This is a genomic window from Streptomyces sp. NBC_00306 (assembly GCF_036169555.1).
Lineage (GTDB): Bacteria > Actinomycetota > Actinomycetes > Streptomycetales > Streptomycetaceae > Streptomyces > Streptomyces achmelvichensis.
Genome location: NZ_CP108032.1, coordinates 5,386,291 through 5,400,871, shown reverse-complemented (window position 1 = coordinate 5,400,871; position 14,581 = coordinate 5,386,291). Strand labels below are relative to the sequence as shown.

Below are 14,581 nucleotides of genomic sequence, written 5' to 3'. Positions count from 1 at the left end.
GTGGGGCTGGGACCTGGTCTTTAATGGTTTAGACCAGTACCCGGAGCTTGGCCTAGACCTTTAGGGGTGTCAAGGGTGTATAAGAAGGGCAGTCGGGTCCGTTATCGGACCGACACCTGAGGGAGGGCGACGACCCGTGACCGGACCGTGCCACCATGTGAGCCGCGACAGACGGAGGAGCCGGTGACGGCAGCAGCGCAGGAGTCGGGAAGGCGGGCCATGACCACGGACGGGGTGGGAGCGGAGACCGAGGGCGGGGCACAGACCCGGACCGCACGCGTGCCCAAGTACTACCGGCTCAAGCGCCACTTGCTCGACATGACGGAGACGCTGCCGCCCGGCACCCCGGTGCCGCCGGAGCGCACGCTCGCGGCCGAGTTCGACACCTCGCGCACCACGGTGCGTCAGGCGCTTCAGGAACTGGTCGTCGAGGGCAGGCTCGAACGCATCCAGGGCAAGGGCACGTTCGTGGCCAAGCCCAAGGTGTCGCAGGCCCTCCAGCTCACCTCGTACACCGAGGACATGAAGGCCCAGGGCCTGGAGCCGACGTCCCAACTGCTCGACATCGGCTATGTGACGGCCGACGACACGCTCGCCGGACTGCTGGACATCTCGACGGGCGGCCGCGTGCTGCGCATCGAGCGTCTGCGGCTCGCCAGCGGTGAGCCGATGGCGATCGAGACCACCCACCTCTCGGCCAAGCGCTTCCCCGCGCTGCGCCGCAGCCTGGTGAAGTACACCTCGCTCTACACGGCGCTGGCGGAGGTGTACGACGTCCATCTCGCCGAGGCCGAGGAGACGATCGAGACCTCGCTGGCGACCCCGCGCGAGGCCGGTCTGCTGGGCACCGACGTGGGCCTGCCGATGCTGATGCTCTCGCGCCACTCGCTGGACGCGCAGGGCGAACCCGTCGAGTGGGTGCGGTCGGTCTACCGCGGCGACCGGTACAAGTTCGTGGCCCGCCTGCGGCGGCCGACCGACTGACCCCCCGGGCAGTACGGCGCCCGGCAGCATGCCCCGGAGGCCTCGCCTCCGGGGCTTTGTGCTGTCCGCGCACAGAGCCGGCGGAGGGACGAAGGAGAACCGGTGCGGAATGCCGACGAAAACGGTGCGAATTCGTCGCCGTTGCCGTACCGATATGCGGACGGGGGTGACTCGCGTCGAGACGTTCCTTTAGATTTCCTGCGCATTAAAAATGCAGGTGAACAGTGAGGGGACGACCCGCCATGCCAGAACCCACACCACCGAATACCGCACCGACGTCATCCCGGAAGCTCACCCCGCGGTCCATCGCCATCTGGGGGCTGGTGGCCCTGGTGGGGGCATCGGGATGGGCTGTGCTGGCACTCTCCCGGGGCGAGGAGATCTCCGCCGCATGGATGCTGGCGGCGGCGCTGGGTTCGTATGCGATCGCGTACCGCTTCTACTCCCGCTTCATTGCCAACCGGGTGCTGAAGGTCGACAAGACCCGAGCCACCCCGGCCGAACGCCTCGACAACGGAATCGACTTCCACCCCACCGACCGGCGCGTGCTCTTCGGGCACCACTTCGCCGCGGTCGCCGGCGCCGGACCACTGGTCGGCCCGGTGCTCGCCGCCCAGATGGGATATCTGCCGGGCACGATCTGGATCGTCGCGGGCGTCATCTTCGCCGGCGCCGTCCAGGACATGGTCACGCTCTTCTTCTCCACACGCCGGGACGGCCGTTCGCTCGGCCAGATCGCCCGTGACGAGATAGGACCCTTCGGCGGAGCCGCCGCGCTGATCGCGGTGTTCGCCATCATGATCATCCTGCTGGCGGTGCTGGCCCTGGTCATCGTCAACGCGTTGGCGGACTCGCCCTGGGGCGTCTTCTCGATCGCCATGACCATCCCGATCGCCCTCTTCATGGGCGTCTATCTGCGGCTGCTGCGGCCCGGCAGAGTCACCGAGGTCTCGGTCATCGGTGTGGCGCTGCTGCTGCTCGCCATCGTCTCGGGCGGCTGGGTCGCGGAGTCCTCGCTCGCGGAGACCTTCACCCTGGAGGCCGGCACGCTGGTCATCTGGATGATCGTCTACGGCTTCCTCGCGTCGGTGCTGCCGGTGTGGATGCTGCTGGCACCTCGCGACTACCTCTCCACCTTCATGAAGGTCGGCACCATCGTGCTGCTGGCCCTCGGCGTGGTGATAGCGCTGCCGACCCTGAAGATGGACGCGGTCACCGAGTTCGCGAGCCGGGGCGACGGCCCGGTGTTCGCCGGATCGATGTTCCCCTTCGTGTTCATCACCATCGCCTGCGGCGCGCTCTCCGGCTTCCACTCCCTGGTCTCCTCGGGCACCACCCCGAAGATGGTCCAGAAGGAGACGCAGATCCGGATGATCGGCTACGGCGCGATGCTGACGGAGTCGTTCGTCGCGATCATGGCGATGATCACGGCCTGCATCATCGACCCGGGTCTCTACTTCGCGGTCAACTCACCGGCCGGTGTCATCGGTCCCACGGTCGAGACGGCGTCCCAGGCCGTCGCCAATCTCGGCTTCACGATCACACCCGACCAACTGGCCCAGGCGGCCAAGGACGTCGAGGAGTCCAGCCTGCTGTCGCGGACCGGCGGCGCGCCGACGTTCGCGCTCGGTATGTCGGACATCTTCTCGTCCGTGGTCGGCGGCGCCGGGCTGAAGGCCTTCTGGTACCACTTCGCCATCATGTTCGAGGCGCTGTTCATCCTCACCACGGTGGACGCGGGCACCCGGGTCGGGCGCTTCATGCTCCAGGACATGCTCGGCAACGTCTACAAGCCGTTCCGTCAGGTCAGCTGGAGGCCCGGCGTCTGGTTCGCCAGCGCGGTCGTCGTGGGCGGCTGGGGCTACTTCCTCTGGGTCGGCGTGCACGACCCGCTGGGCGGCATCAACCAGCTCTTCCCGCTGTTCGGCATCGCCAACCAGCTGCTCGCCGCCGTGGCACTCGCCGTGTGCACCACGCTGCTGGTGAAGTCCGGTCGGCTCAAGTGGGCCTGGGTCACGGCCGTACCGCTCGCCTGGGACGCCGCCGTCACCCTCACCGCGAGCTGGCAGAAGATATTCTCCGGCGACCCACGCGTGGGCTTCTTCACCCAGCGGGACGTCTACCAGTCGGCCATCGACGAGGGCAAGATCCTGCCTCCCGCCAAGTCCATGGACGACATGCACACCGTGGTCACCAATTCCACGGTCGACGGAGCGCTCACGGCTCTCTTCGCGATCCTCATCATCGTGGTCATCGTGGACGCGGGACGCGTCTGCTACAACGCGATCCGGCACCCCGAGAGCGTGAAGCTGTCGGAGGTTCCGTACACCGAGTCGAAGATCGTCGCACCGGCCGGACTGATCCCCACCAAGGAGGAGAGGGCCGAGATGGCAACCGCCGAGGAGAACGTTCCCGCAAGGAGCGGTTCGGCATGAGCACCACGGCGAGGGCCCGCCACGTCTTCGGCCGGATCCGGTGGTACGTCAGGGAGTTCACCGGCGAATCGGCCTATGACCGGTACGTCGCCCACGCCCGCGGCTGCGACCCGGACGCCGAGGTGATGAGCCGCCGCGCTTTCGAGCGCAGCCGTACGGACGCACGCGAAGCCGATCCGCGCGAGGGCTTCCGCTGCTGCTGACCGGCTGAAGGGCCCCTGAAGGGCCGTCGCGTTCCTCCGGGAACGCGGCGGCCCTTCGCCGTGAAACCGTGCGCCCACGGGCCGGACCGGGCCCCCGCCGGGGCGTCCCAAGGGCCGCACCGGCCGGGATCAGCGGCGCAATGCCACAACTCCCGCACGGCGCCCCGACACAACATGTGGGGGGTGCCGCAACTGGCGGCCCCCACATGTATGCTCGACCTCGCTGTCGCCGCAGGGGAATCCGGTGCGAATCCGGAACTGTCCCGCAACGGTGTGATGTGGTGCGCTTTGTCGTACCCGAGAGTCCGAAGACCTGCCGACGGTGCATCCGGTTCGACCGATCCGGGTGCCAAGACGTCCGGGCCTCGCGGTTGGGCCGGTGGACGCCGTACGGAGTGCTGCCCTGCCCTGGGCGCGTACTGCCCGACGGCCCCGCCTCCCTCCGACGGCCCAGAGCCGAGCGAGGGAGAGCACCACGTGACCATCGCGCCAGCCGATCCGGCAGCAGGCATCGCCGAGCAGCTCGAGGACGGCCCAGGGACCGCGCTGTTGCGGATCCTGACCGACCTCACCGCTGATCTGCCCGACACCGACCCCGGCCGCGTCGCCGCCGCCGCGCTGCGGGGCCGGCACGCCGGTTCGGACATGGCCGAGCTCCGTGGGCTCGCCACCGACGCCGCCGCGGGTCTGATCTCCGAGGACCCCGCCTACTCCCGGCTCGCCGCCCGCCTGTTGACCCGGACGATCGCCGAAGAGGCGTCGGGCCAGGGCGCCGTGTCCTTCTCCGCCTCCGTCGCGGTCGGACACACCGAGGGTCTGATCGCCGACCGGACCGCCGCGTTCGTCACGCTGCACGCGGACCGCCTGGACACCCTCATCGACACCGAGGCGGACGACCGTTTCGGCTACTTCGGCCTGCGCACCCTCTACAGCCGCTATCTGCTCCGGCATCCGATCACCCGTCAGGTGATCGAGACACCCCAGCACTTCATGCTGCGGGTCGCCTGTGGTCTCGCCGAGGACGACAGCGTGCGCGCGCTGGACGAGGTGGCCGACCTCTACGGCCTGATGAGCCGCCTCGACTACCTCCCCTCCTCCCCCACGCTGTTCAACTCCGGCACCCGCCACCCGCAGATGTCCTCCTGCTATCTGCTGGACTCGCCGGCGGACGAACTGGACTCGATCTACGACCGGTACCACCAGGTCGCCCGGCTCTCCAAGCACGCCGGCGGCATCGGTCTGTCGTACTCCCGCATCCGCGCCCGCGGTTCCCTGATCCGGGGCACCAACGGCCACTCCAACGGCATCGTGCCGTTCCTGAAGACCCTCGACGCCTCGGTCGCGGCGGTGAACCAGGGCGGACGCCGCAAGGGCGCGGCCGCCGTCTACCTGGAGACCTGGCACGCGGACATCGAGGAGTTCCTGGAGCTGCGCGACAACACCGGCGAGGACGCCCGGCGTACGCACAATCTGAACCTCGCGCACTGGATTCCCGACGAGTTCATGCGCCGTGTCGACGCCGACGCCCCGTGGTCGCTGTTCTCGCCCGCCGACGTCCCCGAGCTCGTCGACCTGTGGGGCGACGAGTTCGACGCGGCGTACCGCGACGCCGAGGCGAAGGGCCTGGCCCGCAAGACCATGCCCGCGCGTGAGCTGTACGGCCGGATGATGCGCACGCTCGCGCAGACCGGCAACGGCTGGATGACCTTCAAGGACTCCTCCAACCGCACGGCCAACCAGACCGCCGAGCCCGGCCACACCGTGCACTCGTCGAACCTGTGCACCGAGATCCTGGAGGTGACGGACGACGGCGAGACGGCCGTCTGCAACCTCGGCTCGGTGAACCTCGGCGCGTTCGTCCTGGCGGACGGCGCCGGTGAAGGGATCGACTGGGAGCGCCTGGACGAAGCCGTCCGGACCGCCGTCACCTTCCTCGACCGCGTCGTCGACATCAACTTCTACCCGACCGAGCAGGCCGGCCGCTCCAACGCCAAGTGGCGTCCGGTGGGCCTGGGCGCGATGGGTCTGCAGGACGTCTTCTTCAAGCTGCGGATGCCGTTCGACTCCCCCGCCGCCCGCGCCCTGTCGACCCGCATCGCCGAGCGCATCATGCTCGCCGCGTACGAGGCGTCCGCCGCCCTCGCGGAGCGCAACGGCCCGCTGCCCGCCTGGGAGAAGACCCGTACCGCGCGCGGTGTGCTGCACCCCGACCACTACGGTGTCGAGCTCAACTGGCCCGAGCGCTGGGCCGCCCTGCGGGAACGTATCGCCACGACCGGGATGCGCAACTCGCTGCTCCTCGCCATCGCCCCGACGGCGACGATCGCCTCCATCGCGGGCGTCTACGAGTGCATCGAGCCGCAGGTCTCCAACCTCTTCAAGCGTGAGACGCTCAGCGGCGAATTCCTCCAGGTCAACGCCTACCTGGTGGAAGAGCTGAAGCGGCTCGGCGTGTGGGACGCACAGTCCCGTGAGGCGCTGCGCGAGTCCAGCGGTTCGGTGCAGGGCTTCAGCTGGATCCCGGCCGATGTGCGCGAGCTGTACCGCACGGCGTGGGAGATCCCGCAGCGCGGTCTGATCGACATGGCCGCGGCCCGTACCCCGTTCCTCGACCAGTCGCAGTCGCTGAACCTGTTCCTGGAGACGCCGACCATCGGGAAGCTCAGCTCGATGTACGCCTACGCCTGGAAGCAGGGCCTGAAGACCACGTACTACCTGCGCTCGCGCCCCGCGACCCGGATCGCCCGTGCGGCCGGCTCCGGAGCCGCGACCGCGGCCCCCATCCCCGTACAGGCGACGCCGGAGACCGACGCGGTCGCCTGCTCCCTGGAGAACCCCGAGTCCTGCGAGGCCTGCCAGTAATGAGTGCTCCCGAGAAGAACCTGCTCGACCCGGGATTCGAGCTGACCCTGCGTCCGATGCGCTACCCGGACTTCTACGAGCGCTACCGCGACGCGATCAAGAACACCTGGACCGTGGAGGAGGTCGACCTCCACTCCGACGTGTCCGACCTGGCCAAGCTGTCCCCGGGTGAGCAGCACATGATCGGCCGGCTGGTCGCGTTCTTCGCAACGGGTGACTCGATCGTCTCCAACAACCTGGTGCTCACGCTCTACAAGCACATCAACTCCCCCGAGGCGCGGCTGTATCTGAGCCGTCAGCTCTTCGAGGAGGCGGTGCACGTCCAGTTCTATCTGACGCTGCTGGACACCTATCTCCCCGACCCGGACGACCGCGCGGCCGCGTTCGACGCGGTCGAGGAGATCCCCTCCATCCGTGAGAAGGCGCAGTTCTGCTTCCGGTGGATGGACTCGGTGGAGAAGATCGACCGGCTGGAGACGCAGGCCGACCGCCGGCGCTTCCTGCTGAACCTGATCTGCTTCGCGGCGTGCATCGAGGGGCTGTTCTTCTACGGCGCGTTCGCGTACGTCTACTGGTTCCGCTCCCGCGGGCTGCTGCACGGCCTCGCCACCGGCACCAACTGGGTGTTCCGCGACGAGACCATGCACATGAACTTCGCCTTCGAGGTGGTGGACACGGTCCGCAAGGAGGAGCCGGAGCTCTTCGACGACGCGCTGCGTCAGCAGGTCACCGACATGCTGAAGGAGGCGGTCGAGGCGGAGCTGCAGTTCGGCCGTGACCTGTGCGGCGACGGTCTGCCGGGCATGAACACCGAGTCCATGCGCGAATACCTCCAGTGCGTCGCCGACCAGCGGCTCATCCGGCTGGGCTTCGCGCCGGTGTACGGGTCGGAGAACCCGTTCTCCTTCATGGAGTTGCAGGGTGTCCAGGAGCTGACGAACTTCTTCGAGCGCCGTCCGTCCGCCTACCAGGTGGCGGTCGAGGGCTCGGTCGGCTTCGACGACGACTTCTAGGATCTGCCGGCAGGTCGTCTTCTGGCTAGGCCGCCTTGCCCCAGTCGCGCCCCGCCCCCTGGTGAAGCCGGGGTGCGGGGCGCCGGCCGTGGGCCCCGGCGGTGCTGGCGGCCGCGCGACGCCCGGACTCCAGGCGTCCCGCGGCCTCCCGCAGCTGACGGTCGACGGCACGGTCCCTGGCATGCCCCACCAGGGACGGAAGAGTGATCAGTGCGAACAGGGCGATCACGAACAGGTACTCCAGGAATGCGTTCATGTCCTCCACTGTCGTCCTCGGACGGCAAAGAAGTCAGTGGCAGGACTGTCATGAACCATCGAATTACTGCCACACTGGGGCCATGCTGAAAAACGTGGCCGCCGTCCTCCTGGAGGGCGTGCATCCCTTCGAACTCGGCGTGATCAGCGAGGTGTTCGGCCTCGACCGCAGCGAGGACGGCATGCCCGTCTACGACTTCGCCGTGGTCTCCGCCGCGGGACCCACGCTGCACACGCACGCCGGGTTCAGCATCACCACACAGCACGGCCTGGAGCGGCTGGAGGACGCGGATCTGATCGCCGTCCCCACCGGCGGCGACTACCCGACCCGGGACTACCCGGAGGAGTTGCTGGACGCGCTGCGCCGCGCGGTCGACCGGGGCGCCCGGGTGATCAGCGTCTGCACGGGCGCCTTCGTCCTCGGCGCCGCGGGACTGCTCGACGGACGCCGCTGCACCACCCACTGGCGCCACACCGGCATCCTGGCCGAGCGCCATCCGCTGGCCGTCGTCGACCCCGACGTGCTGTACGTGGACGAGGGTTCGGTCATCACCTCGGCCGGCACCGCCGCGGCGATCGACGCCTGCCTCCATGTGGTGCGCCAGGAGCACGGCCCGGAGATCGCCAACCACATCGCCCGGCGGATGGTGGTGCCGCCGCATCGCGACGGCGGCCAGGCGCAGTACATCGAACGCCCGCTGCCGCGGACCCGGTGCGACACGGTCGGCGATGTCCTCGCCTGGATGGAACGGCACCTGGACCGCGAGATGACCGTGGAACAGCTCGCGGAGCGTGCCCACATGTCACCGCGGACCTTCGCCCGCCGCTTCCAGCAGGAGACCGGGACGACGCCCTACCGCTGGCTGCTGCGACAGCGGGTGCTGCTGTCGCAGGAGTTGCTGGAGTCGACGGACGACACGGTGGACACGATCGCGGGACGGTCCGGGTTCGGCAACGCGGCGGCACTGCGCCACCACTTCCTGCGCACCCTCGGCACCACGCCGAACGCCTACCGCCGCACGTTCCGCGGCCCGGTGCGCACCGTCGCCTGACGGCTCACTCGTTGGGCACGACCGGGTAGCGCGGCGTGCCCTCGGCCATCTGCCGCAGCGCGTCCTTGCGCTCCCGCTTGGAGAGCCGGTCGATGTAGAGGTAGCCGTACAGGTGGTCCGTCTCGTGCTGGAGGCAGCGCGCGAAGTAGCCCGTGCCACGCACCTTGATCGGGTTGCCCTGGGCGTCCTGGCCGCGCACCACCGCGTAGTCGGGGCGGGCCAGCGAGGCATAGGCGGTCGGGACGGAGAGGCAGCCCTCGTTGGCGTCGTCGAGGACGCGCAGCTCCGGCGGCAGCTCCTCCAGGACCGGGTTGCAGACCACACCGACGTGCCGCACACCGTCGTCGTCGGGGCAGTCGTAGACGAAGACCTTCTGGTCCACGCCGATCTGGTTGGCGGCCAGGCCGACGCCCTCGGCGGTGCGCTGGCTCGCGAACATGTCGTCGATCAGCGAGGCGAGCTTGTCGTCGAAGGCGGTGACGTCCTTGCACTCCGTGTGGAGGACGGGGTTGCCGACGACCGTGATCGGGCGCGAGGTGCCCCGCTCGCGATGGGCGAGCTCACGTGCCTCGCAGTCCTCCGTGTCCACGACGAAACCATCGTTGACCTGCTGGTCCGTCTCCTGCTGCGACGCCATGTCAGCCGTACGCCTTCCTCAATACGCGATGCGAGCCCGGTGGCCGGTCACTCTGTGTCCGTACAGCCTACGGGCAGGCGTCAGCAGACTTCCTCGAGATCCCGCCACTCGCGGGTGTCCGGGCTGTCCGCGACCCACCCGTCGAGCAGTCCGCGCACCAGTCCGGCGGGGGCGGCGATGCCGCACTCGCGCTCCGGCGACCACAGATCGCCGGCCGTGCGATGGCCGAGCGGGCCGGGATGGCCGGGCTCGCTGTGATCGTGCGGGTCGAGGTGCTCACCCTCGCCCTCGGCGCTGGGCATCCGGCTCTCGGAACAGGCCCGGCACAGCAGTCGTACCGACGAGGACCAGTCCTCGGCGGCGAATCCGGCGTCGGACGCCAGCTGCTCCAGGGCGTCCCGGTCGGCCTCGGTGGCCGCCTCCAGCAGCACCACCCAGGTGGGCACGGGCGAAGGCGCCCAGAGCTCGATCTCGTCGAAGACGGGGTAGGACGGGCCCGCGGACGTGGTCCGCTCGCCGTTCGGCACACCGTCGTGCAGGACGACCTCGCCCCAGCGGCGGCCGGAGGAGGGCAGCGGGATCGACAGCACCTCTATCCGGGCCGGGTCGAGCCTGCGGCCCCACACCACTTCGGCCTCGCCCTCGGGCGACAGCCGTACGGCGGCGCTGCCGAGGTCCATGCCGACCGGTTCGCCGTTCGCCGCGGCCGCGCCGGTGGCACCGGCCCGGGTGGGGCTGCCGGGGACCTTCAGTCCGTAGGCCTGCCAGGCGCGGCGGGCGAGCGGCCAGTCCTGGAGGGCGGTGGCCGCGATGCCGACGTTCCACCAGTCGGGGGCCCCGGTCTCCTTGTCCAGCAGGGCGACCGCGCGCAGACCGGCGGCCCTGGCCTGCTCCCAGTCGTGCCGGAACTTGTGCAGCAGGGCGAGGTTGAACCAGGACTCGGAGAGCCAGGGCTCGAGGTCCGCCGCTCGTGTCAGCAGTGCGCCCGCGTCCTCGTACCGGCCGTCGCCGATCAGCGTGAACGCGCGGTCGGTGGCCTGCCGCCACGAGGCGGAGGGCCGATGCCGTACCTTCCCGAAGATCCTCACGATTCCCGCCTGCCGGTCGCTCGGGTCAATGCCCCCGCACGCTGCTTGTGTGTCCTCATTTGCATCCAACCATGCCCGGTCGGAGGCTGGCTCATTACCCATGGGTTACCCAGGTGGGGCGGGGGTCAGACCGCCTCTCGCCAGGACTCTGGCAAGTGATTCGACCACCTCCGGCTGATAGTCCTGTCCGGTACCGAGGCGGAGCCGTTCGAGTGCCCCGAGCGCCCCGCCCGCGGAGCGTCCGCTTCCCCCGGTCAGATCGTCGTATGCGTTGACGGCGCGGACGATCCGGGCGGGAAGCGGCTGTTCGCGGTACGGGTCGGCCTGGCGCTCCACGACGACGGCGACGGCGGACGGAACTCCGGTCTGGCGGACGACGGCTCCGCCGAGAAGCGCTATACGGCGCTGTTCGGGCACGGGCAGGAGGGTGGTGGCCCCGTCCGGCACGGGATCCACGAGGGAGAGCTGGCCGATGTCGTGCATCAGCGCCGCGTACTCCAGAACGGTCAGATCGCCTCCGGTGAGCCCCAGCTCCCGCCCGACGGCGGTGGAGAGGGAGGCGACCCGGCGGGCATGGCCCGGCCGGGTGTATCCGGCGATCTCGGTCGCCCGCGCGAGTGAGGCGATGGTCTGCCGGTAGGTGGTCCTGACGGCCGCGTAGCGCCGGAAGGACAGCTGGGTGAGCAGGAGGGGCACACAGAAGACGGGCAGCGCCCACAGCCCGGCGACGGCGACGGCGAGCGCCATGACGGCCCCGGTGGCGCAGACGGCGGACCCTATGCCGATGATCGCCCGCAGCTCGTCGCGCAGCAGCGGCCCGTACGGGAAGCCGGTGCGGGCGCGCAGCATCACCGCGGCGAGCACGGCGTCGCACAGGGCCGTCAGGAGCAGCAGCACGAGCAGGAAGAGGGCGTAGTACGGGCCCTGACCGAGCCGTCGCTCCAGCTCGCCCGAGTTGTAGAGCGGCTGGAAACAGACGGCGGCGAACCCGACGGTGAGCACCCGGCGGGCGACATGGTCCAGTGCGGGCCCGCGTCCGCGCGCCACATGGAGGACGGCCCCCACGAGCGCGGCCGCCACGACGACGGCGACCACCTGGAGGACGCCGTGGGTGGTGTCCCTGCCCGCGCACTCCCCGAGCAGGGCGTACGCGAGCGCCCCGGCGGCCCCGATCGGCGCGGGTTCCCGCTCTCCCGGCCCAGCCCCCCAGCGGGCGAGTTCGCCGACGACGATGAGCGCGCCGAAGGCCAGGGCATAGCCGGGCTGCTCCAGACCGGCCCAGAAGGTCCACGCCAGACCGGCGCAGGTCAATGTGGCGGCGGCGCCGTGAACGACGCGCACGGCGCCGGTCCCCGGCGTCACACCCCGCCGCCGGGAGTGCGGTTGGCGCGGCGTCGGGCGGGGATCACGGCCGGCTGCGGCGGGATGCCTGCCCGCGGGGGCCGCGCGCCCGGCGGACCGGGCTCGTCCGAGGTGACGGCCGTCTCCCAGCCGTGCCGCTCCAGCGCGCGGGCCAGGGCGCGGACCATCTGCGGGTCGAACTGGGTGCCCGCGCACCGCCGTAGTTCCTCCAGCGCCGCCGGCACGGGCCGGGCCCGTCGGTAGGAACGGGTCGAGGTCATCGCGTCGAAGGCGTCCGCCACGGCGACGACACGGGCGAACTCGGGAATCTGCCGGCCGGAGAGCCCGTAGGGGTAGCCGCTTCCGTCGAGCCGCTCGTGGTGGTGCAGGATCGCGGCCCGCGCCTCGCCGAGGAACCCGATGCCGCGCACCATCTCGTGTCCGTACTCGGGGTGCAGTTCGATGACCCGGCGCTCGTCGGGGGTGAGGGGGCCGTCCTTGCGCAGCACCCGGGTGGGCACGCCCAGCTTGCCCACGTCGTGGAGGATTCCGGCGAACCGGAGCACCTCCAGGCGCTCCTCGTCCATGTCGAGTTCGCACGCGATGAGGGCCGAGGCCCGTCCCACCCGCTCGCTGTGCCCGCGGGTGTACTTGTCCTTCAGGTCGACGGCCTGCACCAGGGCGCGGATGGTGGCCTGGTGGGCCGCGCGCTCGCGGTGGTACTGCGCGAAGATCCAGCACGAGATGTACATCGGCAGCAGCACGAAGAGCGCGGACAGCGGCCCGTACGGACTCGCCCACAGCACCGCCATCATCAGCCCGGCCAGCCCGTGCACCAGATGCGGCACGAGGGAGCGCAGCGCCGGGCCGCGCCACGCGGTGCGCAGGGGCAGCCGCTCCGCGGTCGCGAGGATGCCGCCGTCGAGAGCGGTGACGGTGAGGCAGAAGGCGAGCGCGCCGCCGGCGGCCGTCAGGAGTGCCTGGGGAAAGTCGGGTGCGCGCAGGACGTGTTCGCCGCCGAGCAGCACATAGACCTGGGCGGCGCTCCAGGTGGCGAGGGTGAGCTGGGCGGCCCGCCAGATCCGCCGCAGGCCCGTCGGCCGCAGGTCGACCCGTCCCAGCAGGGCGCCGGGCACGGCGACCAGCGCGGCGTGCGCCGGGGGCAGCAGGAACGCGGCGGCGAGCAGCACCGGGAAGAAGGAGCCGGCCGCGACGGGCACCGAGCTGCCGAGGTAACGGCAGCGGGCGGGCAGTTCGCAGACGGCGTAGAGCCCGGCGAGCAGGCCGACGGCCCGCCAGCCGCCAGGGACGTCCTGCCGCAGCGCGGGCAGGGCGCAGGCCACGGCGCCGAGCAGGGCGGCCAGAATGTACGCACGTGCCGATGCCGGTACGGACCTCACCGCTCCGCCCCCTCCCAAATCGAGCGCAAGGCTAGCGAGTTGGAGGAGACACGGCGGGGCGTTGGCCACCTTTCGCACGGACGGGTGACGCGGGAGCACGACGGCCCGGGCTCGGAAGCACGGCACCGGCGCGTGCAGCACCCGCCCATGACACCGGCGCGTGAACCACCCGCGCCCATCACACCCGCGCTTGAACCACCCGCGCCCATGACACCCGCGCGGGAAGCACCGCCCGCGGAAGCCGGCGCGTGAGGCATCCGCCCATGAAAAAGGTGCGCCACGCGTCTCGTGGCGCACCTTCCGGCTGCTGCGGCGTCCTGGGCTACTCCTGGGCGAGGCCCGGCAGCTCGCTGCCCGCGACCGTCACGTCCTGCTCGGGAACGGCCTGTCCCGAACGGATGAGATCGATCCGGCCCATGACCTTGGCGCGCAGGTCCGTGGGCACGTCGTCATGCCCGCAGCAGCGCTTGACCAGCTTCTTCACGGCCTGCTCGAGCCCGTACTTCTCCAGGCACGGGGAGCACTCCTCGAAGTGGACCTCGAACTTGGTGCAGTCGCTGTCGGGCATCTCTCGGTCGAGAAACTCGTAGAGATGGTCCAGGACCTCTGAGCAGTCCGTCTCGTGCGGCTCTCCGCAGCTCATGAGCCCGAGCCTTTCGCTTCGTTCGACTCCCCCGCACCGGCCGGGACGAGTCCGCGCTCACGTGCGTAGTCCTCGAGCATGCCGCGCAGTTGACGACGGCCCCGGTGCAGGCGGGACATCACCGTCCCGATGGGTGTTCCCATGATGTCCGCGATCTCCTTGTACGCAAAGCCCTCGACGTCTGCGAGATAGACCGCGATACGGAACTCCTCGGGAATGGCCTGCAGTGCGGCCTTCACGTCCGAGTCGGGGAGGTGGTCGAGAGCCTGCGACTCGGCGGAGCGCAGTCCCGTCGACATGTGCGACTCGGCGCGCGCCAGCTGCCAGTCCTCGATCTCCTCGGCGGCACTGCGCTGGGGCTCGCGCTGCTTCTTGCGGTACGAGTTGATGAAGGTGTTCGTGAGAATCCGGTACATCCACGCCTTGAGGTTGGTCCCCTCACGGAACTGGTGGAAGGACCCGTACGCCTTGGCATACGTCTCCTGCACGAGATCCTCGGCATCGGCCGGATTGCGCGTCATGCGCAGGGCGGCGGAGTACATCTGGTCGAGGAAGCCGAGGGCGTCACGCTCGAAACGGGCGTTGCGCTCCGTGGGCGTCTCTTCCGGCTGTGCCGCCTGGCCGTCGTCGGTCCCTGCGTCGGTCCCAGTGACCGGACCCACCTCCTC

At 70.1% G+C, this 14,581-nt stretch carries 13 protein-coding genes and 1 riboswitch; of the genes, 6 read left to right on the top strand and 7 right to left on the bottom strand.

Annotation, left to right across the window (positions count from 1 at the left end; all coding sequences use genetic code 11):
* Positions 1-219: 219 nt before the first annotated feature.
* From OHA05_RS24220 to OHA05_RS24200, 5 genes are all read left to right on the top strand, one after another.
* A complete protein-coding gene (locus OHA05_RS24220) occupies positions 220-984 on the top strand; it encodes a GntR family transcriptional regulator (RefSeq protein WP_313948875.1) in 765 nt (254 codons plus the stop codon).
* A 242-nt stretch (positions 985-1,226) separates the two neighbouring features.
* Positions 1,227-3,419: a carbon starvation CstA family protein gene (locus OHA05_RS24215; RefSeq protein ID WP_328861697.1), complete on the top strand. Its 2,193-nt coding sequence runs from the start codon at positions 1,227-1,229 to the stop codon at positions 3,417-3,419.
* Positions 3,416-3,622: a YbdD/YjiX family protein gene (locus OHA05_RS24210; protein WP_313944204.1), complete on the top strand. Its 207-nt coding sequence runs from the start codon at positions 3,416-3,418 to the stop codon at positions 3,620-3,622. Before OHA05_RS24215 ends, OHA05_RS24210 begins: the two co-directional genes overlap by 4 nt.
* Positions 3,623-3,832: 210 nt before the next feature.
* Positions 3,833-3,957: riboswitch (cobalamin riboswitch) on the top strand.
* Positions 3,958-4,099: 142 nt separating this feature from the next.
* Positions 4,100-6,484, top strand: coding sequence for a ribonucleoside-diphosphate reductase subunit alpha (locus OHA05_RS24205; RefSeq protein ID WP_328861696.1), 2,385 nt, complete (start codon positions 4,100-4,102; stop codon positions 6,482-6,484).
* On the top strand, positions 6,484-7,497 hold the full coding sequence (locus tag OHA05_RS24200) for a ribonucleotide-diphosphate reductase subunit beta (protein WP_328861695.1): 1,014 nt from the start codon (positions 6,484-6,486) through the stop codon (positions 7,495-7,497). The genes OHA05_RS24205 and OHA05_RS24200 overlap by 1 nt, the downstream gene beginning before the upstream one ends.
* A 25-nt stretch (positions 7,498-7,522) precedes the next feature.
* On the opposite strand, the gene OHA05_RS24195 is transcribed toward OHA05_RS24200, so the two are convergent.
* On the bottom strand, positions 7,523-7,753 hold the full coding sequence (locus OHA05_RS24195; RefSeq protein WP_328861694.1) for a hypothetical protein: 231 nt from the start codon (positions 7,751-7,753) through the stop codon (positions 7,523-7,525).
* A gap of 82 nt (positions 7,754-7,835) precedes the next feature.
* Between OHA05_RS24195 and OHA05_RS24190 the strand changes: the two genes are divergently transcribed.
* Positions 7,836-8,804 carry a GlxA family transcriptional regulator gene (locus OHA05_RS24190; RefSeq protein ID WP_328861693.1) on the top strand — a complete coding sequence of 323 codons (969 nt, stop codon included), beginning with the start codon at positions 7,836-7,838 and terminating at the stop codon, positions 8,802-8,804.
* A 4-nt stretch (positions 8,805-8,808) separates the two neighbouring features.
* Here OHA05_RS24190 and def read toward each other — a convergent pair whose 3' ends face one another.
* The 6 genes from def to OHA05_RS24160 all read right to left on the bottom strand — a co-directional run bounded on the left by def (position 8,809) and on the right by OHA05_RS24160 (position 14,575).
* A complete protein-coding gene (gene def / locus OHA05_RS24185) occupies positions 8,809-9,441 on the bottom strand; it encodes a peptide deformylase (protein ID WP_313944208.1) in 633 nt (210 codons plus the stop codon).
* A gap of 80 nt (positions 9,442-9,521) precedes the next feature.
* Complete coding sequence (locus OHA05_RS24180) at positions 9,522-10,529, bottom strand: tetratricopeptide repeat protein (protein ID WP_328861692.1); 1,008 nt, start codon at positions 10,527-10,529, stop codon at positions 9,522-9,524.
* Between the two features lie 105 nt (positions 10,530-10,634).
* Positions 10,635-11,891, bottom strand: coding sequence for an HD-GYP domain-containing protein (locus OHA05_RS24175; protein WP_391840017.1), 1,257 nt, complete (start codon positions 11,889-11,891; stop codon positions 10,635-10,637).
* Positions 11,888-13,270 carry an HD-GYP domain-containing protein gene (locus OHA05_RS24170; protein WP_328861690.1) on the bottom strand — a complete coding sequence of 461 codons (1,383 nt, stop codon included), beginning with the start codon at positions 13,268-13,270 and terminating at the stop codon, positions 11,888-11,890. Before OHA05_RS24170 ends, OHA05_RS24175 begins: the two co-directional genes overlap by 4 nt.
* A gap of 322 nt (positions 13,271-13,592) precedes the next feature.
* A complete protein-coding gene (gene rsrA / locus OHA05_RS24165) occupies positions 13,593-13,913 on the bottom strand; it encodes a mycothiol system anti-sigma-R factor (RefSeq protein ID WP_328861689.1) in 321 nt (106 codons plus the stop codon).
* Positions 13,910-14,575, bottom strand: coding sequence for a sigma-70 family RNA polymerase sigma factor (locus OHA05_RS24160; protein WP_313944213.1), 666 nt, complete (start codon positions 14,573-14,575; stop codon positions 13,910-13,912). Before OHA05_RS24160 ends, rsrA begins: the two co-directional genes overlap by 4 nt.
* Positions 14,576-14,581 lie beyond the last annotated feature (6 nt).